The organism is Citrobacter sp. Cm038, from assembly GCF_030333105.1.
In the GTDB taxonomy this organism is placed as follows: Bacteria; Pseudomonadota; Gammaproteobacteria; order Enterobacterales; family Enterobacteriaceae; genus Citrobacter; species Citrobacter murliniae.
This window is the reverse complement of record NZ_JAOWGO010000022.1, coordinates 1-25822: the sequence shown is the minus strand read 5'-3', so window position 1 is coordinate 25822 and position 25822 is coordinate 1. Positions and strand designations below refer to the sequence as shown.

General features: G+C 47.6%; 22 protein-coding genes, 2 tRNA genes, 2 rRNA genes and 1 pseudogene. 14 read left to right on the top strand and 13 right to left on the bottom strand.

Translation table 11 applies throughout. The features are described from left to right. Positions 1–20: 20 nt before the first annotated feature. Positions 21–782, bottom strand: a complete 762-nt coding sequence (locus tag OGY01_RS11470) for a C40 family peptidase (protein ID WP_045440100.1) — start codon at positions 780–782, stop codon at positions 21–23. Between the two features lie 338 nt (positions 783–1120). Here OGY01_RS11470 and dpaA point away from each other — a divergent pair, with 338 nt between their 5' ends. Beyond that, positions 1121–1861 (top strand): peptidoglycan meso-diaminopimelic acid protein amidase, encoded by a 741-nt coding sequence (gene dpaA / locus OGY01_RS11465; RefSeq protein WP_045440098.1) that lies wholly within the window; start codon positions 1121–1123, stop codon positions 1859–1861. Here the strand turns inward: dpaA and OGY01_RS11460 are convergent. Then, positions 1832–2599 carry a class II glutamine amidotransferase gene (locus OGY01_RS11460; protein WP_045440090.1) on the bottom strand — a complete coding sequence of 256 codons (768 nt, stop codon included), beginning with the start codon at positions 2597–2599 and terminating at the stop codon, positions 1832–1834. The genes dpaA and OGY01_RS11460 overlap by 30 nt on opposite strands. A 213-nt stretch (positions 2600–2812) precedes the next feature. Next, positions 2813–3391 carry a D-sedoheptulose 7-phosphate isomerase gene (gene lpcA / locus OGY01_RS11455; RefSeq protein ID WP_045440088.1) on the bottom strand — a complete coding sequence of 193 codons (579 nt, stop codon included), beginning with the start codon at positions 3389–3391 and terminating at the stop codon, positions 2813–2815. A gap of 239 nt (positions 3392–3630) precedes the next feature. Between lpcA and fadE the strand changes: the two genes are divergently transcribed. From fadE to OGY01_RS11415, 9 genes and pseudogenes are all read left to right on the top strand, one after another. Further along, positions 3631–6075, top strand: coding sequence for an acyl-CoA dehydrogenase FadE (gene fadE / locus OGY01_RS11450; RefSeq protein WP_286493122.1), 2445 nt, complete (start codon positions 3631–3633; stop codon positions 6073–6075). Between the two features lie 109 nt (positions 6076–6184). After that, a complete protein-coding gene (locus OGY01_RS11445; protein ID WP_284097348.1) occupies positions 6185–6952 on the top strand; it encodes an amidohydrolase in 768 nt (255 codons plus the stop codon). Positions 6953–7103: 151 nt separating this feature from the next. After that, on the top strand, positions 7104–7514 hold the full coding sequence (locus tag OGY01_RS11440) for a Spy/CpxP family protein refolding chaperone (RefSeq protein WP_045440080.1): 411 nt from the start codon (positions 7104–7106) through the stop codon (positions 7512–7514). Between the two features lie 286 nt (positions 7515–7800). Next, the gene (locus OGY01_RS11435) at positions 7801–8625 is read left to right on the top strand and encodes a PRD domain-containing protein (RefSeq protein ID WP_045449449.1); all 825 of its coding nucleotides are present in this window, start codon (positions 7801–7803) and stop codon (positions 8623–8625) included. Positions 8626–8656: 31 nt separating this feature from the next. Beyond that, a pseudogene (locus OGY01_RS11430) lies at positions 8657–9925 on the top strand (PTS transporter subunit EIIC); the annotation flags it as partial. Continuing rightward, positions 9902–10243, top strand: coding sequence for a PTS sugar transporter subunit IIB (locus tag OGY01_RS23800; protein ID WP_502873411.1), 342 nt, complete (start codon positions 9902–9904; stop codon positions 10241–10243). The pseudogene OGY01_RS11430 and the gene OGY01_RS23800, both read left to right, overlap by 24 nt. Then, entirely contained in the window at positions 10243–11427 is a 1185-nt protein-coding gene (locus OGY01_RS11425) for a MalY/PatB family protein (RefSeq protein WP_286493120.1), read from the top strand. The genes OGY01_RS23800 and OGY01_RS11425 overlap by 1 nt, the downstream gene beginning before the upstream one ends. Further along, positions 11420–12016 (top strand): KpsF/GutQ family sugar-phosphate isomerase, encoded by a 597-nt coding sequence (locus OGY01_RS11420; protein WP_045440072.1) that lies wholly within the window; start codon positions 11420–11422, stop codon positions 12014–12016. The genes OGY01_RS11425 and OGY01_RS11420 overlap by 8 nt, the downstream gene beginning before the upstream one ends. Before the next feature lie 73 nt (positions 12017–12089). After that, complete coding sequence (locus tag OGY01_RS11415; protein WP_045440069.1) at positions 12090–13043, top strand: phosphoglycerate dehydrogenase; 954 nt, start codon at positions 12090–12092, stop codon at positions 13041–13043. A gap of 45 nt (positions 13044–13088) precedes the next feature. Here OGY01_RS11415 and OGY01_RS11410 read toward each other — a convergent pair. Both OGY01_RS11410 and dnaQ read right to left on the bottom strand, forming a co-directional pair. Then, positions 13089–13165: transfer RNA gene (locus OGY01_RS11410), tRNA-Asp, on the bottom strand. Positions 13166–13299: 134 nt separating this feature from the next. Continuing rightward, positions 13300–14028: a DNA polymerase III subunit epsilon gene (gene dnaQ / locus OGY01_RS11405; protein ID WP_045449447.1), complete on the bottom strand. Its 729-nt coding sequence runs from the start codon at positions 14026–14028 to the stop codon at positions 13300–13302. A gap of 64 nt (positions 14029–14092) precedes the next feature. Here dnaQ and rnhA point away from each other — a divergent pair, with 64 nt between their 5' ends. Next, positions 14093–14560, top strand: a complete 468-nt coding sequence (gene rnhA / locus OGY01_RS11400; RefSeq protein WP_045440067.1) for a ribonuclease HI — start codon at positions 14093–14095, stop codon at positions 14558–14560. Here the strand turns inward: rnhA and OGY01_RS11395 are convergent. Continuing rightward, positions 14557–15279: a class I SAM-dependent methyltransferase gene (locus OGY01_RS11395; protein WP_045440064.1), complete on the bottom strand. Its 723-nt coding sequence runs from the start codon at positions 15277–15279 to the stop codon at positions 14557–14559. The two genes, rnhA and OGY01_RS11395, sit on opposite strands and share 4 nt — an antisense overlap. 33 nt (positions 15280–15312) lie before the next feature. Between OGY01_RS11395 and gloB the strand changes: the two genes are divergently transcribed. Further along, positions 15313–16068, top strand: coding sequence for a hydroxyacylglutathione hydrolase (gene gloB / locus OGY01_RS11390; protein ID WP_200013295.1), 756 nt, complete (start codon positions 15313–15315; stop codon positions 16066–16068). Positions 16069–16139: 71 nt separating this feature from the next. Next, positions 16140–17498, top strand: a complete 1359-nt coding sequence (gene mltD, locus OGY01_RS11385; protein WP_136345274.1) for a murein transglycosylase D — start codon at positions 16140–16142, stop codon at positions 17496–17498. Between the two features lie 49 nt (positions 17499–17547). On the opposite strand, the gene OGY01_RS11380 is transcribed toward mltD, so the two are convergent. The 3 genes from OGY01_RS11380 to OGY01_RS11370 all read right to left on the bottom strand — a co-directional run bounded on the left by OGY01_RS11380 (position 17548) and on the right by OGY01_RS11370 (position 20504). Next, complete coding sequence (locus tag OGY01_RS11380; protein ID WP_286493119.1) at positions 17548–18318, bottom strand: class I SAM-dependent methyltransferase; 771 nt, start codon at positions 18316–18318, stop codon at positions 17548–17550. 78 nt (positions 18319–18396) lie between these two features. After that, positions 18397–19197 carry an endonuclease/exonuclease/phosphatase family protein gene (locus OGY01_RS11375; RefSeq protein ID WP_045440054.1) on the bottom strand — a complete coding sequence of 267 codons (801 nt, stop codon included), beginning with the start codon at positions 19195–19197 and terminating at the stop codon, positions 18397–18399. A 131-nt stretch (positions 19198–19328) separates the two neighbouring features. Beyond that, positions 19329–20504 carry an MFS transporter gene (locus OGY01_RS11370; protein WP_200013294.1) on the bottom strand — a complete coding sequence of 392 codons (1176 nt, stop codon included), beginning with the start codon at positions 20502–20504 and terminating at the stop codon, positions 19329–19331. Between the two features lie 104 nt (positions 20505–20608). On the opposite strand from OGY01_RS11370, the gene yafC reads away from it, so the two are divergent. Then, a complete protein-coding gene (yafC, locus tag OGY01_RS11365; RefSeq protein ID WP_286493118.1) occupies positions 20609–21523 on the top strand; it encodes a DNA-binding transcriptional regulator YafC in 915 nt (304 codons plus the stop codon). A gap of 22 nt (positions 21524–21545) precedes the next feature. Here yafC and dkgB read toward each other — a convergent pair whose 3' ends face one another. The 4 genes from dkgB to OGY01_RS11345 all read right to left on the bottom strand — a co-directional run bounded on the left by dkgB (position 21546) and on the right by OGY01_RS11345 (position 25755). Continuing rightward, entirely contained in the window at positions 21546–22349 is an 804-nt protein-coding gene (dkgB, locus tag OGY01_RS11360) for a 2,5-didehydrogluconate reductase DkgB (RefSeq protein WP_136345273.1), read from the bottom strand. A 160-nt stretch (positions 22350–22509) separates the two neighbouring features. Continuing rightward, a tRNA-Asp gene (locus OGY01_RS11355) sits at positions 22510–22586 on the bottom strand. 55 nt (positions 22587–22641) lie between these two features. Then, positions 22642–22757, bottom strand: a 5S ribosomal RNA gene (gene rrf / locus OGY01_RS11350). Between the two features lie 91 nt (positions 22758–22848). Then, positions 22849–25755, bottom strand: a 23S ribosomal RNA gene (locus tag OGY01_RS11345). Positions 25756–25822: the final 67 nt, after the last annotated feature.

Genomic DNA, 25822 nt, shown 5'->3' with positions numbered 1-25822 from the left:
TGAAAATACCGCCTTTTTTATTACAGGATAGTGTTTTCCGTCAGAATACGGCGGGCGCCGAGATAATGATCCTGCCAGAAAGGATCGGCTAAATTGCTGACCCGAATGGTTTCTCCCGTACGCGGTGATTCAATGAATTGCCCCTGCCCCAAATAAACGCCCATATGATCGGCAATATCCTGGCTGTGAATATGAAAAAACAGCAAATCGCCACGACGGATATCGCGATGAGAGACAATGGTCGCCCGGCGATAGTGATACATTTCATTTGCGGTGCGGGGTAGCTTCGCCGCCAGAATTTTATTGTAGGCATAAAAAATCAACCCACTGCAATCAAACCCCTCATCCGGGCTGGTCCCCCCCCATTGGTAAGGCTTGCCCAGTTGCTGCTCAAGACGATGAATCGCCACCTCAGTGATATTGTGCAAGTGATCACTACTGAGAAAATGGTCGTTCTCTGCCAGTTCCTGCCAGCGATGATCGCTAGCTTTGAGCGGACCAGGAAACCACTCCGGGTGCTGTTTAATCAGAACACGGTTTTGCTGGCGTAGTGCTCTTTTGCTTTCTGCGTTTCCTTCCACAATGTAACCCGCCTGCTTTTTTAGCTGTGTATGATACTGCTTCAGCAGTCGGGTGCGGTTACGCATACGCAATTGCGCCGCATAGCTTAAGTGCGCGTCGGATAAGGAAGGTTGAACTTTGGCTGCTGAGGATACGGAAAACACGACACACAAAGACAGCAGGCCCGGCAAAAAGCGTCGGGGAGAGGATGCAAAAAACATGAAAAAAAGAATACCTGGTCAAACACGTTCGTCGCAGTCTACTGCTATTGCCGATCGAACCGTTTTAATATTTGATTATTAAATAATTAATATTATTAATTCAATATATTAGCGTTGATGTATTCTGCTTGCTCCACGTATTCCGCGCCCCGACAAAATAGGCCAGTGTCTGACTGCTTCTAATCCCAATTTTCAGTATAAGGTGTAAACGCCTCACGAGAGACTTGCGAAAAACTTTCTTGGTGCTAATGTGAGCGCTCCAAATCCAGATTTTTCTGATTTGGGGACTCTTTTTGCCGTCCTGGCGTGTGTAACCGTTTTATCAAGGAACAAGCAGTATGCGTAAAATCGCATTTTTTCTTGCGATGCTTTTGATGCCGTGCGTCTCATTTGCCGGTTTGCTGAGCAGCAGTAGCCCGACCACGCCAATCAGCAAAGAATATAAGCAGCAATTGATGGGATCTCCTGTCTATATTCAGATCTTCAAAGAAGAACGAACGCTTGATCTGTACGTTAAGATGGGTGAACAGTATCAATTGCTCGACAGTTACAAGATCTGTAACTATTCCGGTGGCTTGGGACCAAAACAGCGTCAGGGTGATTTTAAAAGTCCGGAAGGGTTTTACAGCGTACAGCGCGGTCAGCTCAAGCCGGATAGTCGCTTCTATAAAGCGATTAATATTGGCTTTCCCAACGCCTACGATCGTGCTCATGGTTACGAAGGTAAATACCTGATGATCCATGGTGCCTGCGTTTCCGTCGGCTGTTACGCAATGACCGACAACGGCATTGATGAGATTTTCCAGTTTGTGACCGGTGCTCTGGTGTTCGGCCAGTCCAGTGTTCAGGTTAGCATTTACCCGTTCCGTATGACCGACGCGAATATGCAGCGCCATAAGTTTTCGTATTACAAAGATTTCTGGACGCAGCTAAAACCGGGATACGATTACTTTGAACAAACACGTAAGCCACCGACAGTGTCAGTCGTCGATGGCCGTTACGTTGTCAGCAAGCCGTTGAGTCACGAAGTGGTTCAGCCACAATTGGCGTCAAACTACACGCTCCCCGAGACAAAATAGCGCCCACTCGCCTGGCATGATCTTTTGCCAGGTTTCATTACCCGTCAGCGGCTGAGTGGCGATCACGGTGACCACATCATTAGGTGTGGTCTGCGAGCTAAAATCAATTTCGACATCCTGATCAAGCAGCGTAGCAACACCGAATGGCGCACGTCGGGTAATCCAGTACAAATTGGTCGAGCAGAAGGCCATCACATAGCGCCCGTCAGACAACAGCATGTTGAAGACGCCTTTCTTACGTAGTTCCCCTGCCAGCACCGCAATATATTTAAACACTGCCGCCATGTTACCAGGCGTACGAGGATAACGTTCGACCAGTTTATGTAAGAGCCAGCAAAAGGCTTTCTCGCTGTCGGTTTCACCGACCGGGCGAAAATTCCCCGTTGCCAGTGACTTATAACCACTAAGCTGCCCGTTATGGGCATAGGTCCAGTTGCGGCCCCACAGTTCACGTGTGAAAGGGTGCGTATTTTCCAGCGCGACTTCACCACGATTTGCCTGGCGAATATGGGCAACGACGGAACAGGATTTGATGGGATAGTCTTGTACCAGTTTGGCGATAGGCGAATTAAAGCTGGGTTGCGGATCTTTAAACGTACGGCAGCCCTTACCTTCATAAAACGTAATACCCCAGCCATCTTTGTGCGGCCCGGTACCTCCGCCGCGCTGAACCAGCCCGGTGAAGCTAAAGCAGATATCGGTTGGCACATTGGCGCTCATCCCGAGCAGTTCGCACATACATCACCTCCACAAACGCCTTAAAGCGGGAAGGCGTAATTGTTGCAGCCAGTTTGGATTCAAAGTAGCAAATAAAACCGCCTCCTATACCCTAAATAATTCGAGTTGCAGGTAGGCGGCAAGGGAGGAAATCCCCAGGAGCATAGATAACTATGTGACTGGGGTTTCTGAGTGCAGCCAACGCACCTGCAGCTTGAAGTATGACGGGTATAGTTATTTAACCATCTCTTTTTCGATAAGCTGAATCAGGATATGAATCACTTTAATGTGAATTTCCTGAATTCGATCAGCATAACCAAAGTGCGGAACACGAATTTCAATATCTGCGCTACCCGCCATTTTCCCGCCATCTTTCCCGGTCAGGGTAATGACTTTCATGCCCTTCTCGCGAGCAGCGGTAATCGCTTTAATCACGTTTCCAGAGTTACCTGAGGTCGAAATACCTAACAGGACATCACCCTCACGCCCCACCGCTTCGACATAGCGAGAGAAAATATAATCGTAACCGAAATCGTTGCCGACGCAGGAGATATGGCTGACGTCAGAGATAGCGATAGCCGGGTAGCCGGGACGATTTTCGCGATAGCGCCCGGTTAGCTCTTCGGCAAAGTGCATTGCATCACAATGGGAGCCGCCGTTACCGCAGGAAAGTACCTTGCCACCCGCTTTAAAACTGTCTGCCAACAGGACCGCCGCGCGCTGAATGGCGTGAATATTGGCGTCATCTTTAAGAAAATTAGCCAGCGTTTCCGCCGCTTCGCTCAGTTCGTTACGAATAAGATCCTGGTACATGAGGATATCCTTCAGCATGAATGTAAATGACAAGATGCAGTGTACCGGATAGCGCTACGAGCGAGAAGTACAAGCCACAGGAATGCCCATGGCTTTTGATTTTTTGTGCCGGTCAAAACAGCAACAATGTGAACCCTGTTGTAATTATTTTGTAAAATTATTGCTAAAAGAATTCACATACACTACAACCATATCATCACAAGTGGTCAGACCTCCTACAAGCAAGGGAGCTTTTCGTTATGATGATTTTGAGTATTATCGCTACGGTTGTTCTGCTCAGCGTACTGTTTTATCACCGCGTGAGCTTATTCCTCAGCAGCTTAATTTTGCTCGCCTGGACGGCGGCGCTTGGCGTCGCTGGCCTGTGGTCGGTCTGGCTGCTGGTTCCTCTGGCCATTATTCTCGTACCGTTTAACTTTACGCCGATGCGCAAATCGATGATCTCCGCACCGGTATTCCGCGGTTTTCGTAAAGTCATGCCGCCGATGTCACGTACTGAGAAAGAAGCAATTGATGCCGGTACCACCTGGTGGGAAGGAGATCTGTTCCAGGGTAAACCTGACTGGAAAAAATTGCACAGCTACCCTCAGCCACACCTGACGGCAGAAGAACAGGCTTTTATTGATGGTCCGGTAGAAGAAGCATGCCGTATGGCAAACGACTTCCAGATCACCCATGAATTAGCCGATCTGCCGCCGGAATTATGGGCTTACCTGAAAGAACACCGCTTCTTCGCGATGATCATTAAGAAAGAGTACGGCGGACTGGAATTCTCCGCATATGCTCAGGCCCGCGTTCTGCAGAAACTTTCCGGTGTTTCCGGGATCCTGGCGATCACTGTCGGCGTGCCTAACTCCTTAGGCCCTGGTGAACTGCTGCAACATTACGGCACCGAAGAGCAGAAAAACCATTATTTGCCACGCCTGGCGCGTGGGCAGGAAATTCCTTGCTTTGCACTGACCAGCCCGGAAGCCGGTTCCGATGCAGGTGCAATTCCTGATACCGGTGTAGTTTGCATGGGTGAATGGCAAGGTCAGCAGGTATTAGGTATGCGCCTGACCTGGAACAAACGCTATATCACTCTGGCCCCTATCGCTACCGTGCTGGGTCTGGCGTTTAAGCTCTCTGACCCAGAAAAACTGCTGGGTGGTGAAGAGGACCTGGGTATTACCTGCGCACTGATCCCAACGTCTACGCCTGGGGTGGAAATTGGTCGTCGCCACTTCCCGTTGAACGTCCCGTTCCAGAACGGTCCGACGCTGGGTAAAGATGTTTTTGTACCGATTGATTACATTATCGGTGGACCGAAAATGGCCGGTCAGGGCTGGCGTATGCTGGTGGAATGCCTGTCTGTCGGTCGTGGTATTACTCTGCCGTCTAACTCTACAGGTGGCGTCAAATCTGTTGCGATGGCAACGGGTGCTTACGCCCATATTCGTCGCCAGTTCAAAATCTCTATCGGCAAGATGGAAGGTATTGAAGAGCCACTGGCACGTATTGCGGGTAACGCCTATGTGATGGACGCTGCTGCGTCGCTGATTACCTACGGCATTATGCTCGGCGAAAAACCGGCGGTGCTGTCAGCTATCGTGAAATATCACTGTACCCACCGCGGACAGCAGTCAATCATCGATGCGATGGATATTACTGGCGGTAAAGGCATTATGCTTGGGGAAAGCAACTTCCTGGCGCGTGCTTATCAGGGCGCACCTATCGCCATCACCGTTGAAGGCGCGAACATTCTGACCCGTAGCATGATGATCTTCGGCCAGGGCGCAATTCGCTGCCATCCTTATGTCCTGGAAGAGATGGCTGCCGCACAAAGCAACGACGTCAATGCGTTCGACAAACTGCTGTTCAAACACATTGGTCATGTTGGCAGTAATAAAGTGCGCAGTTTCTGGCTTGGCCTGACTCGCGGGTTAACCAGCAGCACGCCGACTGGCGATGCCACTAAACGTTACTATCAGCACCTGAACCGTCTGAGCGCGAACCTGGCCTTACTCTCAGACGTATCCATGGCCGTACTGGGCGGTAGTCTGAAACGTCGCGAACGTATCTCAGCCCGACTGGGCGATGTATTAAGTCAGCTGTACCTGGCCTCTGCCGTGCTGAAGCGTTATGACGATGAAGGCCGTAACGAAGCAGACCTGCCGCTGGTTCACTGGGGCGTACAGGATGCATTGTATAAGGCTGAACAGGCGATGGATGACCTGCTGAAAAACTTCCCGAACCGCCTGGTTGCCGGGTTGCTGAATGTGGTTATTTTCCCTACCGGGCGCCACTATCATGCACCGTCTGACAAGCTGGACCATAAAGTTGCGAAGATTTTGCAGATTCCAAGCGCCACGCGTTCTCGTCTTGGTCGCGGTCAGTACCTGACGCCAAGCGAGCACAACCCGGTTGGTTTACTGGAAGAAGCTTTGCTGGACGTGATTGCCGCCGATCCTATCCACCAGCGTATCTGTAAAGAGTTAGGTAAAAACCTGCCATTTACTCGTCTGGATGAACTGGCACGCAATGCGCTGGCAAAAGGTTTGATTGATAAAGACGAAGGTGCGATTCTGGTGAAAGCCGAAGAGAGCCGTCTGCGCAGTATCAACGTTGATGATTTTGAACCTGAAGCGCTGGCGACTCAGCCGGTAAAGCTGCCAGAGAAAGTGCGTAAAGTCGAAGCAGCATAACGCAAATGCTCGACTACTAGCCCCGCTTATGGCGGGGCTTTTTATTGCCACATTTTTGTTAAAGCTCATGCTACAGTGTCAAAATAATGTTCAACGAGGAGCCTCGATCGTGCCTGGTTTGAAAATAACTCTGCTGCAACAACCACTGATCTGGATGGATGGCCCCGCTAATCTGCGCCATTTCGACAGACAACTGGAAACCGTCACCGGACGTGACGTCATTGTGTTACCTGAGATGTTTACCAGTGGATTTGCAATGGATGCAGCAACCAAATCGCTTTCGCAGGAAGAGGTTGTCAACTGGATGCATACCAAAGCGCAGCAGGCAAATGCCCTGATAGCAGGCAGCGTTGCGTTACAGTCAGAACGTGGTCCGGTAAATCGCTTTTTACTGGTTGAACCTGAGGGTCGAGTTCATCTCTATGATAAACGCCATCTGTTTCGCATGGCGGATGAACATCAGTATTATCAGGCAGGCGAAGAGCGCGTTATCTTTGAATGGCGTGGCTGGCGTATTCTGCCATTGATCTGTTATGACCTGCGTTTTCCGGTATGGTCACGTAATCGCAATGATTACGACCTGGCGTTATATGTCGCAAACTGGCCAGCGCCACGCTCAGTGCACTGGCAGGCGCTGCTTACCGCTCGAGCGATTGAAAATCAGGCTTATGTAGCAGGATGTAACCGCGTAGGCACTGACGGTAATGGTCATCATTATCGCGGCGACAGTCGGGTTATTAATCCGCAGGGTGAAATCATTGCGACCGCCGAGCCACATCAGGCAACGCGGATTGACGCAGAATTATCGCTCGCTATGCTGCGGGAGTATCGTGAGAAGTTTCCAGCCTGGCTGGATGCCGACGGATTCACGCTGTAGATATCGCCTTCTCCTGCTACGGCGCAAATTTTCCGTAGCGGGATTGTTTCACTCCGTAACCAACCGCAAAACAAATTCGCGTGGCGACATGCCTCAAGCAACGTATTCTGAAAATGACAATCACACGTAAATTCTTTTTCAGGATATCAAAATGAAAAAATTCGTACGCATGACTTTGCTGGCTGCTACCCTGGCTGGTGCCTCTTTTAGCACGCTCGCAGCAAACGTATCCAACGTTCCGGTTCCAGCCCAGGATCCAGTAGTACAACATCTTAAACTGACCAACGACCAGGTCGCACAGATTAAAAAGCTGCACCAGCAGCTTGAAACCAATGTCAGCCAGATTTCAGTGAAGGATGTTAAAGACGGTGCGCTGATTGACGTCATCAAGTCCGGAAAATGGGATGATGCCGCAGTCAGGAAACAACTTTCCGCGTTCAGCAACATCGAACAACAGGCGCGTTATTATCGGGTGAAGTACTACTTTGACCTGAGCAAAGTGCTGACTCCGGAACAACGCCAGCAGGTTCAAAAAGATATCGCGCAGACACTGAGCGAATGACGTTTACACGCTGTCGAAGAAAGGCGGGCAACATCACACATAGAAAAACAATATACATATAAGGAATGTATTCACCAAACAAACCATTTGAATGCTGTATGTGAGGTTTGCACTTCAGATTTGGTATGTTAATCCTAAAACAGGACGTACATCTCATTTATTTAAGATAGTTCTGTGTAGGGTATACGCATTAGTGAATAATCTTGTAACTGTTAAATCAGGCAAGACAACGTTTGAAGTAATTATTACTTCTTACTTGTCTTGCCTTTTTTTTTGGAGCCATGAAATGATCATCGAAAAAGTCATGAATAACAATTGTGTGCTGGCATCGATGAGTGGTCAGGAAGTCATCATTTCTGGTCCTGGCGTTGGTTACAATAAAAAGAATGGTATGCCGGTTCCGCCTCATCCGGCTAACCGATTCTTTTATGTCAGAAATGAAGAGAAAGGTAAACTATACAAACTCATAGAGCGAGTAGATATTGATTATGTTTTTGTCTCTGAAAATATAGTTCGCTATGCGGAAATGAATCTTGACAAAAAATTAAACCCATCACTTTTGCTGATTCTTGCAGATCATATTTCCAATGCAATCTCACGGTGCGCATCAGGCATCCAAATAAGCAATATATTTCTTGACGAAATAAAAGCATTATACAAATCGGAGTATGCTATCAGTCGCGACGCTTTATCTATTATTAATGAGTATTTTAAGATCCAACTTCCGGATGATGAGATTGGCTTCATTGCCCTGCATATTTTAAATAATTATGAAAACACCTCCGACTATGAGTCCTTCAGAATTATAGAATTCTCGCAACGAATCACAGACATTATCGAAAAAGTTTACGAGAAAAGAGTAGATCGGAATGCATTCAATTACTCACGTTTCATGACCCATTTGAAATATTTTTCTTGTAGAGTGCTATGCAACGAAAAGATAAAAAATAAAGATATTGGTGATATTTATGAATATTTCCTGGAAAAAGATTTAATTTTACAATGTTCCATTATTGAAATTGAAAAATATTTAAAATCCGAATTTAACTATAGACTAGCAATGGAAGAGAAATTATATCTTTCAATTCGCATTAAAGTATTGATGGACTGATTACCTTTCACTTTATCACGAGACAGTTAATATGAAACAGAAAAAAGCCTGGAGTTTTTTTCAGAGCCTGGGGAAGGCATTTATGTACCCAATCGCTCTGTTAAGCGTATGCGGCATGATGTTAGGTTTGGGAAGTGGATTAGCCAGCGAGGAAATGGCCAAATTAATTCCTGTACTAGGGTTCCCTATCGTTAAATCATTTCTGGATTTTGTTGTTAATTTAGGGCTATTTGCTTTTGTTAATTTACCGGTGTTATTTGCAATCGCTATCCCGTTGGGCCTGCTGAAAGAAAAAGAAGATAAAGCATATGGTGCATTCTCCGGCCTGGTGGGTTTTATGGCAATGCATTTAGGGACAAACTTCTATCTGAAAACCCATGGTCTGTTAGTTCCCGTCGACCAGATGTCTACACATGGACAAACTATCATTCTGGGAATTCAGTCATACAACACCAGTGTACTTGGGGGGATTGTTGCTGGGTTGATGGTATTCACTATGTATAAACGGATCGTCAATCTACGCATCCCTGAGTCGCTGGGATTCTATAGCGGCCCGCGCCTTGCGCCGATCATTACGTTAATTGTCATGAGTGTTTTCGGTATCATTATTCCCTTCGTATGGCCGCCGTTCTTTAACCTCTTTATGTTAATCGGCCACTGGATATCTACCTCTGGCCCAATAGGTTATTTCTTCTATGCCGTTGCAGAGCGCGTAACGATTCCCTTCGGACTAAACCATTTAGTCACTTCCGTATTCAGATTTACACCAATCGGTGGTTCAGCGATCATCAACGGTGAAGAATATTACGGTACTCTCAATATGTTTATGGCCTATGTCAAAGAGAATGCCGTCATTCCTCTGGACCTTGCTGGTAAAATGGAACAGGGAAAGCTAATGATCCAGTATGGTTTAGCTGGCGCAGCTCTCGCAATGTATCAGACTGCCCATGTACAAAATCGTAAGGCTATTAAAGCACTTTTGATTTCTGCGGTGCTGACTGTAATTATTGGTGGTGTTAGCGAACCAATAGAGTTTTTATTTCTGTTTGTCAGTCCTGTTTTGTTTGTGTTCCATGCTTTCATGAATGGTTTTGCTAATATGTTCCTACCGTATCTCGGTGTTAAAATGGGATTTACTGGCGATTTGATTCAATTTATGAGTTTTGGCGTATTGCGCGGAACAAGAACCGGCTGGCCAGTGGCTGTCTGTGTAGAAATAGCCTACTTCTTTATTTATTACGCGGTGTTTAAATGGGCCATTCTTAAATATAACCTGATGACCGTCGGCAGAGAAGATAGTGACCAGACACCTTCAGCAACAGCAACTGAGGTTGTAGTACCTGTTGCACAACCTGAGATAAATACCAATATGGGTCCCAGCACAGCAGAAAAAATGATTGAGGCCCTGGGTGGTAAGGAAAATATCGTATCACTGGATAACTGTGTTACACGTTTACGTCTGACAATCAACGATATGGAGATAATAGACGAGACGGCCATTAAAAAACAGGGAGGGATCGCTATTGTCAAACTCGACAAAAACACCCTGCAAGTCATTATTGGTACAAAAGTTATCGCCTTGCGTAAAGAAATGGACCAATATATGGAGTCATACTGATGGATATTTTTAACACTCCTGTTTCCCGAAAAGGAACGTACTGTACTCAGTGGGACTTCTGCGAAGATAGGTTCGGCGTAAAAGATATTATTCCGTTTTCAATATCAGATATGGATTTACCAATGCCGGAAGCGATAACCAACGCATTACGAAAAAGACTGGAACATCCTATCCTCGGATATAGTCGCTGGCAACATAGCGAATATCTCAATTCAATATGCCATTGGTATGGTCAGAAATATGATACGGAGATCGATGCTAATTGGATCACCTATAGCCCAAGTGTGATGTACTCTATCGCCAAAGCACTAGAGTTATTAACTGATTATGAAGATAACATTCTGATATTTACTCCGGCATATAATGCGTTCTTTGATGTTATCAAAAACACCGGAAGAAAATTAACTACTTCAACATTGATTCGGGAAGAAGACGGTCGATATAGCCTTGACTGGAATGATTTTAATACCAAGGCAAAGCATGCAAAGATAATTTTATTGTGTAATCCACATAATCCTACAGGAAAAGTGTGGTCTGAAGATGAACTGATAAAGATCTCAGAAATCTGTTCAAAAAATAACTGTTGGTTATTATCCGATGAGATCCACAGCGATTTCACATTTAGCCACAAATTCACCTCTGCACTTAAGTTACATTATGATAAAACAGTTGTTTTTAACTCCATCTCAAAGACATTTAATGTCCCAGCTCTAACGGGTTCTTATCTTATTACACCTGATAATAATTTTAATGAGAAATTCAGGTTGATAACTCGATACAGGGATTTTGTCAACTCGCCATCAGTATTGAATATCATTGCCACTATCGTTGCTTATAATGAATGTGATAGATGGTTACACGAATTAAGAACACATCTTAGATCCAACGTTGATTTTGCAGTTAATTATGTTAAGGAAAATATTTCATCGCTGCTACTCAAAGAGTCTGAAGGTTGTTACTTTGCGTGGATAGACTGCTCACAAATCAGTTGTTCGTTCGATAAATTCTATTCAAGATTAATTCATGAAGGAAAAGTCGGGATTATGGCTGGCAGTGTATATGGGCCTGGCGGAGAGAACTTCTTACGGCTTAATCTGGCATGTAGTAGAGAAAAACTACATCAGGGCTTATGTCGGGTCGCTTATGTTATTGATAAAATAAATCAGGAAAATAAACATGAATAATACTGATATCATCTCTCTCATTAAAACCTTCATGCGTAATGAACACAAAGCAGTTGAAGAAATAATTAACGCGCCACTTTCAGAAACAGCAAGTTTAGTCAAAGTAATCCAATCTTGCAGAGGGAAAGTTGTTTTTATCGGCGTGGGAAAATCAGGAATAATTGCTAAAAAACTGGCTGCTACATTTTCCAGCACAGGCACCCCCTCATTTTTTATTCATGGAACAGAAGCTGTTCATGGTGATCTGGGTATGGTTACCAGCGAAGATGTAGTTATCTTGATATCCAATAGTGGTGAAACAACAGAACTGTTAGCTACCTTGCCAAGTCTAAAAAAGATGAATAATTTTTTAGTCTCATTTACCCGAAGCCACAACTCATCGCTGGCTACTAATTGCAATTTATCTGTAGAAATCCCGGTGAGAAACGAAGCAGATAACTTAGGTCTTGCTCCATCCTGTTCTTCAACTGCTGTTCTTGTCGTGGGAGATGCCGTGGCCCTCGCCCTGTCAGAACTAAAGCAGTTTACCCGGACCGATTTTGGTCTATTTCATCCTGGAGGTGCTCTCGGCGTTAAAGCAAATTCATAACTTGTGTCATTTTTATTGTAACCGGTCTACGCCACCACAACCTGATGGCGTTCTCAGGTCTGAGGTATTAGATATGAAAAATATATTAATCACCGTTTCCAGTTTTTCAGCTCGTTGTGTTACAGGTTGCAAGTTACTGCGCGATAACCAGTTTAATCTCATTTTTAAGAACAATATTACTCATCTTATTCAATCTGAACCGGATGACGTGCGTGAATCTATTGATGCAGTCATTGCCGGAACAGATTGTTATGACGCAAGTGTGTTTTCTCTTCTACCAAAACTGAAAATCATCTCAAGATTTGGCACCGGTATTGATAATATAGATACAGAGGCGGCAAAAAAAGCAGGTATTGTGGTTAATAATGCCCGAGGACTCAATGCCAATGCGGTTGCTGAGTTTATAATCGGACTTATTTTCTCTGGTCTAAGAAATATTCCCGGTAATCACATGGACATGCAAAATGGTTACTGGGGATACTCGCTGGGAAATGAATTAAATAGTAAACGAGTGGGATTATTAGGTTTTGGGAATATAGCAAAAACCCTGGTTAAGAGGTTATCCGGTTTCGACATTGAAATTCTCGCATACGACAAATTCCCGGATCACGAGATGGCTGATAAAATGGCGGTAAAGTTTGTGTCAATTGACGACATCTTCATGCAGTCTAACGTCATTATCGTTCTTCTCCCATACACACCATCATTAGAGAATTTTATCAGTCACAAATATCTTTCTATGATGAGAAATGGTGCCTTGCTTATCAATGCTGCTCGAGGGAAATTAATAGATGAACGAGCGTTGTTGCAGGTAACTGATGAAAGGAATGTACATTCCGCTCTCGACGTATTTCAGCATGAACCGCTACCACAATTCAGCCCTTTGCTACATTCCAGAAATATTATCACTACACCGCACATCGCTGCTGCGACGGTAGAATCGTACCATCAGACAGGGATCCATGCTGCGAAGTCAGTTATTGATTTTTTTGCTGGTAAAGCAATAGAAAATATTTGTAATGAGTAAAACGACGAAAGCCTGAATCATTGCTGATTCAGGCTCTCTGAATAGTGGCGGAATGGACGGGACTCGAACCCGCGACCCCCTGCGTGACAGGCAGGTATTCTAACCAACTGAACTACCACTCCGCGTTGTGTTCCGCTTGGGAACGAAGCGAATATTACGGATTGCCTCGCACCTCGTCAACGCTTTTTCTCACGTTTTTTAATCGTTTGCTGCAAAAATCACCCGAATGGCCATTTCTACACTGTAAATGCGTAAACTATGCCCGCCAGAGACAACTTCCGCCTTTCTTCTGAACCAGATCGAGGCGCGATTCATGGGCCGCTAACTCTTCCTCAGTGGCGAAAACAACGCGTAACTTGCTGGAGTGGCGCACAATGCGCTGGATCCCGGTATCATTCTGCTGCTGACTGTCGCCTTCCATTGAAAACGCCATCGTTGTCTGCCCACCAGTCATCATCAGATAAACGTCAGCCAGAATCTGGGCATCGAGTAACGCGCCGTGTAATGTACGCTTACTGTTGTCTATCTCGTAACGTGAGCACAATGCATCAAGGCTGTTACGCTTACCAGGAAACATTTTCCTCGCCAGCGCCAGGCTATCAGTCACTTTACAGAATGTATTTGTTTTCGGGATATCACGATTAAGCTTCGCGAACTCGTAGTCCATAAAGCCGATATCGAACGATGCGTTATGAATGACCAGTTCAGCGCCACGAATATAGTCTAAAAACTCATCGGCCACATCGGCAAACGTGGGTTTATCCAGCAGGAATTCATCCGCGATTCCGTGTACACCAAATGCTTCCGGGTCCACCAGCCGATCCGGCTTAAGGTAAACATGGAAGTTATTACCGGTCAGGCGGCGGTTCACCACTTCAACCGCACCGATCTCAATAATCTTGTGGCCTTCGTAATGGGCGCCAATTTGGTTCATACCGGTGGTTTCGGTATCGAGGACGATCTGTCGTGTAATTCCAGTGCTCATAGCGGTCATTTATGTCAGACTTATCGTTTGATTTCGATTTGCTAAAACAGGAAGTCTACCAGAGATGCTTAAACAGGTAGAAATTTTCACCGATGGTTCTTGCCTGGGAAATCCAGGGCCTGGTGGTTATGGGGCAATTCTACGCTATCGCGGACGTGAAAAAACCTTCAGCGAAGGGTATAACCTGACCACCAATAATCGTATGGAGTTGATGGCCGCAATCGTCGCGCTGGAGGCACTAAAAGAACAGTGCGAAGTGGTTCTCAGTACCGATAGCCAGTATGTACGTCAGGGCATTACTCAATGGATCCACAACTGGAAAAAACGCGGCTGGAAAACTGCAGATAAAAAGCCAGTGAAGAATGTCGATCTCTGGAAGCGTCTGGATGCCGCGCTGGGCCAGCATCAAATTAAATGGGAATGGGTAAAAGGCCACGCGGGTCACCCGGAAAACGAACGCTGTGATGAACTTGCGCGCGCTGCAGCGATGAGTCCCAGTCAGGATGATGTTGGATATCAGGCCGAGACTTAAGCATCAGGCTTCCGGTATTGCCGGGTTGCGCCAACGGCCTGGCGGATACGTGCTTTGCTTTTATTTTGTTTCATCGGATTAAGCGTAAGCGGGATTGTTCGCTTACGTGCAACAATCAGTTGTAAACACCCTAACGCCGGAACATGTGCGCTTAACAGTTTCCCCCCTTGTTTACTCCAGGGCAAAACGTGAAAACGGCTGTAGTGCAACACTTCAAAATTCAGCAAAGAGAGCCAGTCCAGTTGACGCATCAGCGTAAACATCCGGCTGTTATAGGGCGATGTTTTACGTAATACCGGCACCAGTTTACGCAAGCCCATCAGGCTAACCGGATTAAATCCACTGACTATCAGCCAGCCATCATCAATAAGCACACGGTCTGCCTCCCGCATTAAGCGATGTGGATCGGCACACCAAGGCAAAGTATGCGCCAGCAAACAGACATCGACGGATTTATCGGCGAAGGGAAGATGTAACGGATCGGCCAGCACCTGCATCGGTGAACCTTGCGCAGAAACATTTACCTGATGAGAAACCGCGCACGCTTCAGAATTGATTTCTGCGCTTAAATTGCCAATCTTAAGCAGATGAAAACCGTACATTTTTGCGAACCACGGGTTAAGCTCATTCTCCAGCGCCTCACGATAGTGCTCGCCCCAGGGTAAATCATCCCAGCTAACGGGCGCTACGACAGTTTGAGGGATCCTTGCCGGTTTCATCACAACCTTCCGTTACGCATTGAGAGGTATTTTATGAATCTTAACAGCATTCCCGCATTTCAGGACAATTACATCTGGGTCCTGACAAATAATGAAGGCCACTGCCTTATTGTGGATCCTGGCGAAGCAGCTCCGGTATTAAAAGCCATTGCTGAGCATAACTGGGTACCTGAGGCCATTTTCCTCACCCACCACCATCAGGATCACGTTGGCGGAGTGAAAGAACTTCTACAGCATTTTCCACAAATAGTGGTTTATGGCCCAGCAGAAACACAAGATAAGGGAACGACACACATAGTCAAAGATGGCGATATCGCCCTCGTTTTAGGGCATGAATTTAGTATATTTGCTACCCCGGGTCACACTTTAGGACATATTTGTTACTTTAGTCATCCTTATTTATTTTGCGGCGACACGCTCTTCTCTGGCGGCTGCGGCCGACTTTTTGAAGGCACAGCTTCGCAAATGTATCAATCACTTAAAAAAATAAGCGCCCTTCCTGACGATACATTGGTTTGTTGCGCACATGAATACACATTAGCAAATATGAAGTTTGCCTTAAGCATCCTTCCGCACGATTCGTTCATAAATGATTATTATCGTAAAGTTAATGAGTTACGCGTAAAAAAACAAATGACACTGCCCGTAATTCTGAAAAATGAGCGTCGAAATAATATTTTTTTAAGAACAGAAGATATTGATTTAATTAATGAAATTAACAAAGAAACAATATTGCAACAACCTGAAGAGCGTTTTGCCTGGTTAAGGTCAAAGAAAGATACGTTCTGACAATTCCGGGTTGCCTTTTGAAAACTTCGCCGTTATGATCGGTCGTCTTTTAAGCAACTATTGACACACACATGAAGGCAAAAGCGATATTACTCGCCTCTGTCCTGCTTGTTGGGTGCCAGAATACTGGTAACGTCCAACAGCACGCACAGAGCCTTTCTGCAGCTGGTCAAGGGGAAGCAGGAAAGTTCACTAGTCAGGCGCGATGGATGGACGATGGGACATCTATCGCGGCCGATCAAGATTTGTGGGCTTTCATTGGTGACGAGCTAAAGATGGGAATTCCGGAAAACAACCGGATTCGCGAACAAAAACAGAAGTATTTACGCAATAAGAGCTATCTCCACGATGTAACTTTACGGGCAGAGCCGTATATGTACTGGATAGCCGGGCAGGTTAAGAAACGTAACATGCCAATGGAACTGGTACTACTACCCATAGTGGAGAGCGCTTTTGATCCTCACGCAACGTCTGGCGCCAATGCCGCAGGTATTTGGCAGATCATTCCGAGCACGGGGCGCAATTATGGTTTAAAACAGACTCGCAGTTATGATGCACGTCGCGACATAGTGGCTTCCACCACTGCCGCGCTGGACATGATGCAGCGTCTGAACAAGATGTTTGATGGCGACTGGCTGCTGACCGTTGCTGCTTATAATAGCGGTGAAGGTCGCGTGATGAAGGCAATCAAAGCGAACAAATCTCGTGGTAAGCCCACCGATTTCTGGTCGCTCCCTTTGCCTCAGGAAACGAAGCTATATGTGCCCAAAATGCTGGCATTGAGCGATATTCTCAAGAACAGCAAACGCTATGGCGTGCGTCTGCCAACCACAGACGAAAGCCGCGCGTTAGCACGTGTTCGTCTTAACAGTCCGGTTGAGATGGCTCAGGTTGCCGATATGGCGGGTATTTCCGTCAGCAAGCTGAAGACATTCAATGCAGGTGTGAAGGGCTCTACGTTGGGTGCCAGCGGCCCGCAATACGTGATGGTGCCAAAGAAGCACGCAGAGAAGTTGCGTGAATCTCTGGCCTCTGGCGAAATTGCAGCCGTGCAGTCAACGTTAGTTGCGGATAACACGCCACTGAACAGCCGTAGCTACAAGGTTCGCTCTGGCGATACACTTTCTGGCATCGCTTCACGTCTTGGCGTAAATGCGAAGGATCTTAAGCAGTGGAACAATCTGCGTGGATCTACCCTGAAAGTGGGTCAAAGCCTGACCGTTGGTGCTGGCACCAGTGCGCAGCGACTGGCTAACAACAGCGATAGCATCACCTATCGTGTACGTAAAGGCGACTCGCTTTCGAGCATTGCTAAACGTCACGGCGTTAACATTAAGGATGTGATGCGCTGGAACAGCGATACGGAAAATCTGCAACCAGGCGATCAGCTAACGTTGTTTGTAAAGAACAACGGTATGCCGGACTCCTGATGAGATTATAAAAATTAAGGCACTGGTTTCCCCCCAGTGCCTTTTTTATTTATGCCGTTTTATGTGCTTCAACCATGATCGTGTCGCTGGTGAACGAACCGTCTTCCTGTAATTCAAAATACGCCTTCACTTCAGCAGAAGCACTCTCCTGATACAATCGGATAGCCTCTGTCAGTGCAACGGGAGTACGCATTCTCGCAACCCATGAACTGAATTCTAACGGCAGGCGATCTGTGAACAACGTATCGGCAATCATATTCGCGTCATTAATCAGAGACAGCCACTCACCGCTGGAATAGTTGCGCACATGCGAGGTATCGCGCAACGCTTCAACGGTTTGCAGCCAGATATCACGCACAGGGTGTCCGGGAGACATCACATCCATAATAATCAGCACACCGCCGGGTTTCAGTACGCAATTCACTTCTCGCAGCGCTTTCCCGACATCATGCCAGTGGTGCGCTGAATATCGGCTAATCACCACATCAAAAGTTTGATCCTCAAACGGCAGACTTTCAGCATACCCCTGTCGGATGGAAATATTCTCCAATCCCTTCTCTTTTGCCGTCTGTACAACCACCTCGAGCATCTGCGAAGATAAATCATACGCTACCACCTGCTTCACATTCTGTGCCGCAATAAAGCTGGCGTGCCCCGCACCACATCCCATATCCAGTACACTTGCCTGCGGAAAAAAGGACAGTCGCTCGGCCAGTCGCTGCAAATCGCGCCCGGATGCATGTACCGCGCTGGTTAAATAGGCCTTTGCCTGAGAGCCAAACTGCTTTTCGACGTTGTCATGATGGGAGCGTGTTGTCATTGTGTTGTCCTTCGGTTGTTGTGAAATATAAAGGGCAGCACCACTACAGGCCTACCCTACGGCAGACCTGACACACCTTTATTGTTCAGGCTTGCCGGGACTAAATTCAACGAGTAGAGGATTATGGTCGGATGCGCTCGTCACCAGCACAGAGGCTTCGCTCACGTTCAAACCACGGTAAAACACAAAATCGAGGGGGCGACCAAATGCGCGTCGGCGCTGATCGTCAGTAAAGCGCACCTGGCGCAGAGACATTTCACGAGAAAAGCGGTACAGCGCGTTCATACGCCGACGGCTCCATGCATTAAAATCGCCGGCCATAATCACCGGGCCACTGTGATGAGCAATCTGATCGCCAATGGGAAGTAACTGCTTACTATAGACATCCACGCCGAGACTGAAGTTAACAGCATGAATATTCACCACCATTAATAAACGCGAATCAGGCAGCGGGTAAACTGTCACCAGTGCCGATTTTGCTAACCGCAATATGGGTTCACGCTCACGCAGTGGGCAACAGTAAACAGGATGTGCAGCAGAAAGCGTCATGACGCCAGAGGGATGCTGAGGCAACACAAAAGCGGGAACCTGATCGGCAGCAAGATAGTTAGCGGTCGCAAACTGCACCAGTTCAGGCGTAGTCTGTGCTTCTTGCAATAACACCAGATGCGCGTCTTTGCCAAAGTTCTTCAGCACCGACAACCATTCTGCCCGCTGCTGTTTAAAAATATTCCACACCAGGACGCGGATGCGATCCTCGCTGCTTAACGGAACGCCTGCGGGCAATGCCTGGCCAATATGCGCAAACGACCCTGGCGGTAAAATTCGCTCAACGGGCTGTCCGGCAACATAGCGCATAGCATAGGTGTTTTTTCGCACTTTAGACTTTCAAACCTCTGTAACGTCAACCAGCCCGCAACCGGACTGGTTCTTCTGTTATAGGGATTTTAGCACTCACTTTCAACGGACAATTGCAGTTTGTTTTGTAAGTAGGTACTTACATCGGTGATTTATCCCATAGCTACACGTGCGGGTTTATCAAGACGACCGCTCACGCTCATCAGAAAGAAAGCGCTCAATACGATTAGCGCACCAATCCACGGGGTCTGCGCTAACCCATAATGCTCTACCGTTTGGCCACCAATCACTGAACCCAATGCAATGCCAATGTTGAACGCCGCAATGTTCAGTCCTGAGGCCACATCAACCGCATTGGGTGTAAATTGCTCCGCTTTCTGCACCACGTAAACCTGCAGCCCTGGTACGTTGCCGAAGGCAAAAATCCCCATGACAAGGATTGTCGCCAGAGCTGCGTACTGAGTGGATGCAGTTAACTGAAAGACCATCAACAGAACAAACAGGGCTGCGAAGATAAATTTCAACGCTGGAACGGCGCCATGTTTATCCGCCAGTCTGCCACCCCAGATATTACCGATGGCAACAGATACGCCATACCCCAGTAAGATCCAGCTTACCGCTGCCGGTGAGAATCCCGCCAGATCCTGCATCATCGGTGCAAGAAAAGTAAATGCCGTAAAGACACCACCATAGCCCAGCGCCGTAACGGCATAGATGAGTAACAGGCGAGGATGCGTTAAGACTTTCACCTGATCGCGAATACTGGCAGCAGCCCGACCGGGGATATTCGCAGGGATCAGCAACTGACTGCTAATCAGAGCAATGACACCTAACATAGATACCGCGAGGAAAGTCTCACGCCAGCCAAAATGCTGACCAATAAATGTTCCCAACGGAACTCCTGTCACAAGTGCCACCGTTAACCCACCAAACATAATAGCGATGGCTGAAGCTGCTTTCTCTTTTGGCACCAGGCTTGTCGCAATAGTAGAACCAATTGAGAAGAACACGCCATGTGCGAGACCGGTCAGCAGGCGTGCAACAATTAACGTCATATAACCAGGCGCCTGCCATGCCAGCAAATTACCGACCGTAAATAGCACCATTAGCGCAACCAGCAGTTGCTTACGCGGCAGACGTCCGGTCAGAGCAGTCAGTACCGGCGCACCAATTGCCACGCCCAGCGCATAGATAGAAACCAGCATTCCTGCAGAAGGCAAAGAGATCGCCAGCTGTTCGGCGATGGTCGGCACAAGGCCGACAATTACAAATTCAGTCGTACCAATAGCAAAAGCACTTATTGTCAGTGCAAATAAAGCGAGAGGCATAAATAACTCCATATCATCAGTAATCAGATGACACGAAGTATGCCGGGATGTTTTAATAACAAAAATATTCAAAATCTCAATATAATTTTGCTCCAGGTGCAAAAATGAAAGCAACTTCAGAAGAACTGGCCATTTTCGTTGCTGTTGTGGAAAGCGGTAGTTTTAGCCGCGCTGCAGAGCAGTTGGGACAAGCCAATTCCGCTATTAGCCGGGCAGTAAAAAAGCTGGAGATGAAGCTGGGTGTCAGTTTGCTCAACCGAACAACCCGACAGCTCAGTCTGACTGAAGAAGGTGAACGTTATTTCAGGCGAGTGCAGTTGATACTGCAGGAAATGGCTGCGGCAGAAACAGAAATTATGGAGTCTCGTAATACCCCGCGCGGCCTGTTGCGTATCGACGCGGCGACGCCGGTGATGTTGCATTTTCTGATGCCACTCATCAAACCTTTCCGTGAACGTTACCCTGAGATGACGCTGTCACTAGTTTCCTCGGAGACATTTATCAATCTTATTGAGCGAAAAGTTGACGTTGCAATACGAGCAGGTGCGCTTACGGACTCGAGCCTGCGCGCGCGCCCACTATTTACCAGCTACCGTAAGATTATTGCCTCACCGGAGTACATTGCCCGATTTGGTGAGCCTGAGAGCGTAGAGGAGCTTAAACAACATCTGTGTCTGGGTTTTTCCGAGCCTGTCTCACTCAATACCTGGCCTATTGCCTGTAGCGATGGACAGCTTCATGAAATTGAGTGCGGACTCTCTTCTAACAGCGGTGAAACATTGAAACAGCTTTGCCTGAACGGGAACGGAATTGCCTGTCTTTCAGATTATATGATTGATAAAGAAATCTCGCAGGGCGAACTGGTGGAGTTGTTGGCAGATAAACATCTGCCCGTTGAAATGCCCTTTAGCGCAGTGTATTACAGCGATCGGGCTGTAAGTACACGTATTCGCGCGTTTATCGACTTTTTGAGTGAACATGCAAGAACAGCTCCCGCAGGAGCTGTGAAACAGGATTAACTCAACACAAAGGCAGCTGTCATTAATCCCATTCAGGGGCTAAACCTTCGGGGCTGACAAGGCGATCGTTACGATCCAGTGCAGCGATCGCAAGTTTGTCCTCTGTATCCAATTGCAGTTGTAGCGCGAGCAGATTGCTTGCCAAATTTTCACGTTTAGTCGAAGAAGGTATAACTGAGTACCCTTCTCCCATTGCCCATGCAAGAATAGCCTGGGCCGGGGTGGCATTATGTTTAGCCGCAATACGAGCAATCACTTTATCTTTCAGCGCGTTGCCATAAGCCAGTGTCATATAAGAGGTGATATGGATACCGTGTTGTTTGGCCCATTTAACTACTTTACGGTTTTGCAGATACGGGGAAAGCTCTATCTGATTAGTTGCAATATTTTCAGCACCCACCGCAGCAATTGCTTTTTCCATCAAAGGGATAGTGAAGTTAGAGATCCCAATTTCACGGGTTAACCCCTGCACTTTTGCTTCCAGTAATTCCTGCATAAACTCTTCAACGGATACGGCACCGTTAGGAGAAGGCCAGTGGATAAGTGTCAGATCAACATACTCAGTACGCAGCTTTTTCAGACTATCTTTAAGGCTCGGGATCAGCTTGTCCCGGCCCAGATTTTCAGTCCAGATCTTGGTGGTAATATACAATTCGCTGCGTGGCACACCGCTTTCAGCAATTGCCTGACCCACTGCGGCTTCATTATCATAGATTTGCGCAGTGTCGACTGCACGGTAGCCCAGTTCAAGGGCGGTTTTAACAGATGCGATAACAACGTCGTCTTTCAGGCGAAAAGTGCCTAAACCGAATGCAGGGATAGCCATAAATTCCTCTTTTTAATCACAGGGTTTGTTAACTGGGAGGATTATGACCGTCAGATCTTTGCAGAAAAAGAGTGTAAAATGCAGAGGATTTTTGCGTATTTGGCAATAATAAAAATGAATAAAAAAAAGCCCTGAGCATTAGCTCAGGGCTCTTAATAAGTGGCGGAACGGACGGGACTCGAACCCGCGACCCCCTGCGTGACAGGCAGGTATTCTAACCAACTGAACTACCGCTCCACCGAATTTCTTTGTCACTACCCGGATTAGTCATCCCGGTTTACTGCAATTTGATGCCTGGCAGTTCCCTACTCTCGCATGGGGAGACCCCACACTACCATCGGCGCTACGGCGTTTCACTTCTGAGTTCGGCATGGGGTCAGGTGGGACCACCGCGCTACAGCCGCCAGGCAAATTCTGTTTATCAACACGCTTCCGCATGTCAATTTAATCTGTATCAAGCTGAAATTCCGTCTCTTCGCCAAAACAGCTTCGGCGTTGTAAGGTTAAGCCTCACGGTTCATTAGTATCGGTTAGCTCAATGTATCGCTACACTTACACACCCGACCTATCAACGTCGTCGTCTTCAACGTTCCTTCAGGASWCTTAWAGWSTCAGGGAGAACTCATCTCGGGGCAAGTTTCGTGCTTAGATGCTTTCAGCACTTATCTCTTCCGCATTTAGCTACCGGGCAATGCCATTGGCATGACAACCCGAACACCAGTGATGCGTCCACTCCGGTCCTCTCGTACTAGGAGCAGCCCCCCTCAATTCTCCAGCGCCCACGGCAGATAGGGACCGAACTGTCTCACGACGTTCTAAACCCAGCTCGCGTACCACTTTAAATGGCGAACAGCCATACCCTTGGGACCTACTTCAGCCCCAGGATGTGATGAGCCGACATCGAGGTGCCAAACACCGCCGTCGATATGAACTCTTGGGCGGTATCAGCCTGTTATCCCCGGAGTACCTTTTATCCGTTGAGCGATGGCCCTTCCATTCAGAACCACCGGATCACTAAGACCTGCTTTCGCACCTGCTCGAGCCGTCACTCTCGCAGTCAAGCTAGCTTATGCCTTTGCACTAACCTCCTGATGTCCGACCAGGATTAGCTAACCTTCGTGCTCCTCCGTTACTCTTTAGGAGGAGACCGCCCCAGTCAAACTACCCACCAGACACTGTCCGCAACCCGGATTACGGGTCTACGTTAGAACACCAGCCATTAAAGGGTGGTATTTCAAGGTTGGCTCCATGCAGACTGGCGTCCACACTTCAAAGCCTCCCACCTATCCTACACATCAAGGACCAGTGTTCAGTGTCAAGCTATAGTAAAGGTTCACGGGGTCTTTCCGTCTTGCCGCGGGTACACTGCATCTTCACAGCGAGTTCAATTTCACTGAGTCTCGGGTGGAGACAGCCTGGCCATCATTACGCCATTCGTGCAGGTCGGAACTTACCCGACAAGGAATTTCGCTACCTTAGGACCGTTATAGTTACGGCCGCCGTTTACCGGGGCTTCGATCAAGAGCTTCTCCTTACGGATAACCCCATCAATTAACCTTCCGGCACCGGGCAGGCGTCACACCGTATACGTCCACTTTCGTGTTTGCACAGTGCTGTGTTTTTAATAAACAGTTGCAGCCAGCTGGTATCTTCGACTGATTTCAGCTCCATGAGTAAATCACTTCACCTACATATCAGCGTGCCTTCTCCCGAAGTTACGGCACCATTTTGCCTAGTTCCTTCACCCGAGTTCTCTCAAGCGCCTTGGTATTCTCTACCTGACCACCTGTGTCGGTTTGGGGTACGATTTCGTGTTACCTGATGCTTAGAGGCTTTTCCTGGAAGCAGGGCATTTGTTACTTCAGCACCGTAGTGCCTCGTCATCACACCTCAGCGTTAATAAGGTACCGGATTTACCTGGAACCTCCGCCTACATGCTTAAACCGGGACAACCGTCGCCCGGCTAACATAGCCTTCTCCGTCCCCCCTTCGCAGTAACACCAAGTACAGGAATATTAACCTGTTTCCCATCGACTACGCCTTTCGGCCTCGCCTTAGGGGTCGACTCACCCTGCCCCGATTAACGTTGGACAGGAACCCTTGGTCTTCCGGCGTGCGGGTTTTTCACCCGCATTATCGTTACTTATGTCAGCATTCGCACTTCTGATACCTCCAGCATCCCTCACAGGACACCTTCAACGGCTTACAGAACGCTCCCCTACCCAACAACACATAGTGTCGCTGCCGCAGCTTCGGTGCATGGTTTAGCCCCGTTACATCTTCCGCGCAGGCCGACTCGACCAGTGAGCTATTACGCTTTCTTTAAATGATGGCTGCTTCTAAGCCAACATCCTGGCTGTCTGTGCCTTCCCACATCGTTTCCCACTTAACCATGACTTTGGGACCTTAGCTGGCGGTCTGGGTTGTTTCCCTCTTCACGACGGACGTTAGCACCCGCCGTGTGTCTCCCGTGATAACATTCTTCGGTATTCGCAGTTTGCATCGGGTTGGTAAGTCGGGATGACCCCCTAGCCGAAACAGTGCTCTACCCCCGAAGATGAGTTCACGAGGCGCTACCTAAATAGCTTTCGGGGAGAACCAGCTATCTCCCGGTTTGATTGGCCTTTCACCCCCAGCCACAAGTCATCCGCTAATTTTTCAACATTAGTCGGTTCGGTCCTCCAGTTAGTGTTACCCAACCTTCAACCTGCCCATGGCTAGATCACCGGGTTTCGGGTCTATACCCTGCAACTTAACGCCCAGTTAAGACTCGGTTTCCCTTCGGCTCCCCTATTCGGTTAACCTTGCTACAGAATATAAGTCGCTGACCCATTATACAAAAGGTACGCAGTCACCCCATAAAGAGGCTCCCACTGCTTGTACGTACACGGTTTCAGGTTCTTTTTCACTCCCCTCGCCGGGGTTCTTTTCGCCTTTCCCTCACGGTACTGGTTCACTATCGGTCAGTCAGGAGTATTTAGCCTTGGAGGATGGTCCCCCCATATTCAGACAGGATACCACGTGTCCCGCCCTACTCTTCGAGTTCACAACACGTGTGATTTTGTGTACGGGACTATCACCCTGTACCGTCGGACTTTCCAGACCGTTCCACTACCACACATGCTGATTCAGACTCTGGGCTGCTCCCCGTTCGCTCGCCGCTACTGGGGGAATCTCGGTTGATTTCTTTTCCTCGGGGTACTTAGATGTTTCAGTTCCCCCGGTTCGCTTCATTACGCTATGTATTCACGTAATGATAGTGTGTCGAAACACACTGGGTTTCCCCATTCGGAAATCGCCGGTTATAACGGTTCATATCACCTTACCGACGCTTATCGCAGATTAGCACGTCCTTCATCGCCTCTGACTGCCAGGGCATCCACCGTGTACGCTTAGTCGCTTAACCTCACAACCCGAAGATGTTTCGTAAAACACCGTCAGTGTTGCGAAAATTTGAGAGACTCGAACACACC

Coding starts and splice junctions, on each gene's coding strand:
- gloB (WP_200013295.1), top strand. CDS start 15,313: ATGAATCTTAACAGCATTCCCGCATTTCAGGACAATTACATCTGGGTC.
- OGY01_RS11470 (WP_045440100.1), bottom strand. CDS start 782: ATGTTTTTTGCATCCTCTCCCCGACGCTTTTTGCCGGGCCTGCTGTCT.
- dkgB (WP_136345273.1), bottom strand. CDS start 22,349: ATGGCTATCCCTGCATTCGGTTTAGGCACTTTTCGCCTGAAAGACGAC.
- OGY01_RS11415 (WP_045440069.1), top strand. CDS start 12,090: ATGAAAAATATATTAATCACCGTTTCCAGTTTTTCAGCTCGTTGTGTT.
- fadE (WP_286493122.1), top strand. CDS start 3,631: ATGATGATTTTGAGTATTATCGCTACGGTTGTTCTGCTCAGCGTACTG.
- OGY01_RS11440 (WP_045440080.1), top strand. CDS start 7,104: ATGAAAAAATTCGTACGCATGACTTTGCTGGCTGCTACCCTGGCTGGT.
- rnhA (WP_045440067.1), top strand. CDS start 14,093: ATGCTTAAACAGGTAGAAATTTTCACCGATGGTTCTTGCCTGGGAAAT.
- OGY01_RS11425 (WP_286493120.1), top strand. CDS start 10,243: ATGGATATTTTTAACACTCCTGTTTCCCGAAAAGGAACGTACTGTACT.
- lpcA (WP_045440088.1), bottom strand. CDS start 3,391: ATGTACCAGGATCTTATTCGTAACGAACTGAGCGAAGCGGCGGAAACG.
- OGY01_RS11395 (WP_045440064.1), bottom strand. CDS start 15,279: ATGAAACCGGCAAGGATCCCTCAAACTGTCGTAGCGCCCGTTAGCTGG.
- OGY01_RS23800 (WP_502873411.1), top strand. CDS start 9,902: ATGACCGTCGGCAGAGAAGATAGTGACCAGACACCTTCAGCAACAGCA.
- dpaA (WP_045440098.1), top strand. CDS start 1,121: ATGCGTAAAATCGCATTTTTTCTTGCGATGCTTTTGATGCCGTGCGTC.
- yafC (WP_286493118.1), top strand. CDS start 20,609: ATGAAAGCAACTTCAGAAGAACTGGCCATTTTCGTTGCTGTTGTGGAA.
- OGY01_RS11420 (WP_045440072.1), top strand. CDS start 11,420: ATGAATAATACTGATATCATCTCTCTCATTAAAACCTTCATGCGTAAT.
- mltD (WP_136345274.1), top strand. CDS start 16,140: ATGAAGGCAAAAGCGATATTACTCGCCTCTGTCCTGCTTGTTGGGTGC.
- OGY01_RS11380 (WP_286493119.1), bottom strand. CDS start 18,318: ATGACAACACGCTCCCATCATGACAACGTCGAAAAGCAGTTTGGCTCT.
- OGY01_RS11460 (WP_045440090.1), bottom strand. CDS start 2,599: ATGTGCGAACTGCTCGGGATGAGCGCCAATGTGCCAACCGATATCTGC.
- OGY01_RS11370 (WP_200013294.1), bottom strand. CDS start 20,504: ATGCCTCTCGCTTTATTTGCACTGACAATAAGTGCTTTTGCTATTGGT.
- OGY01_RS11435 (WP_045449449.1), top strand. CDS start 7,801: ATGATCATCGAAAAAGTCATGAATAACAATTGTGTGCTGGCATCGATG.
- dnaQ (WP_045449447.1), bottom strand. CDS start 14,028: ATGAGCACTGGAATTACACGACAGATCGTCCTCGATACCGAAACCACC.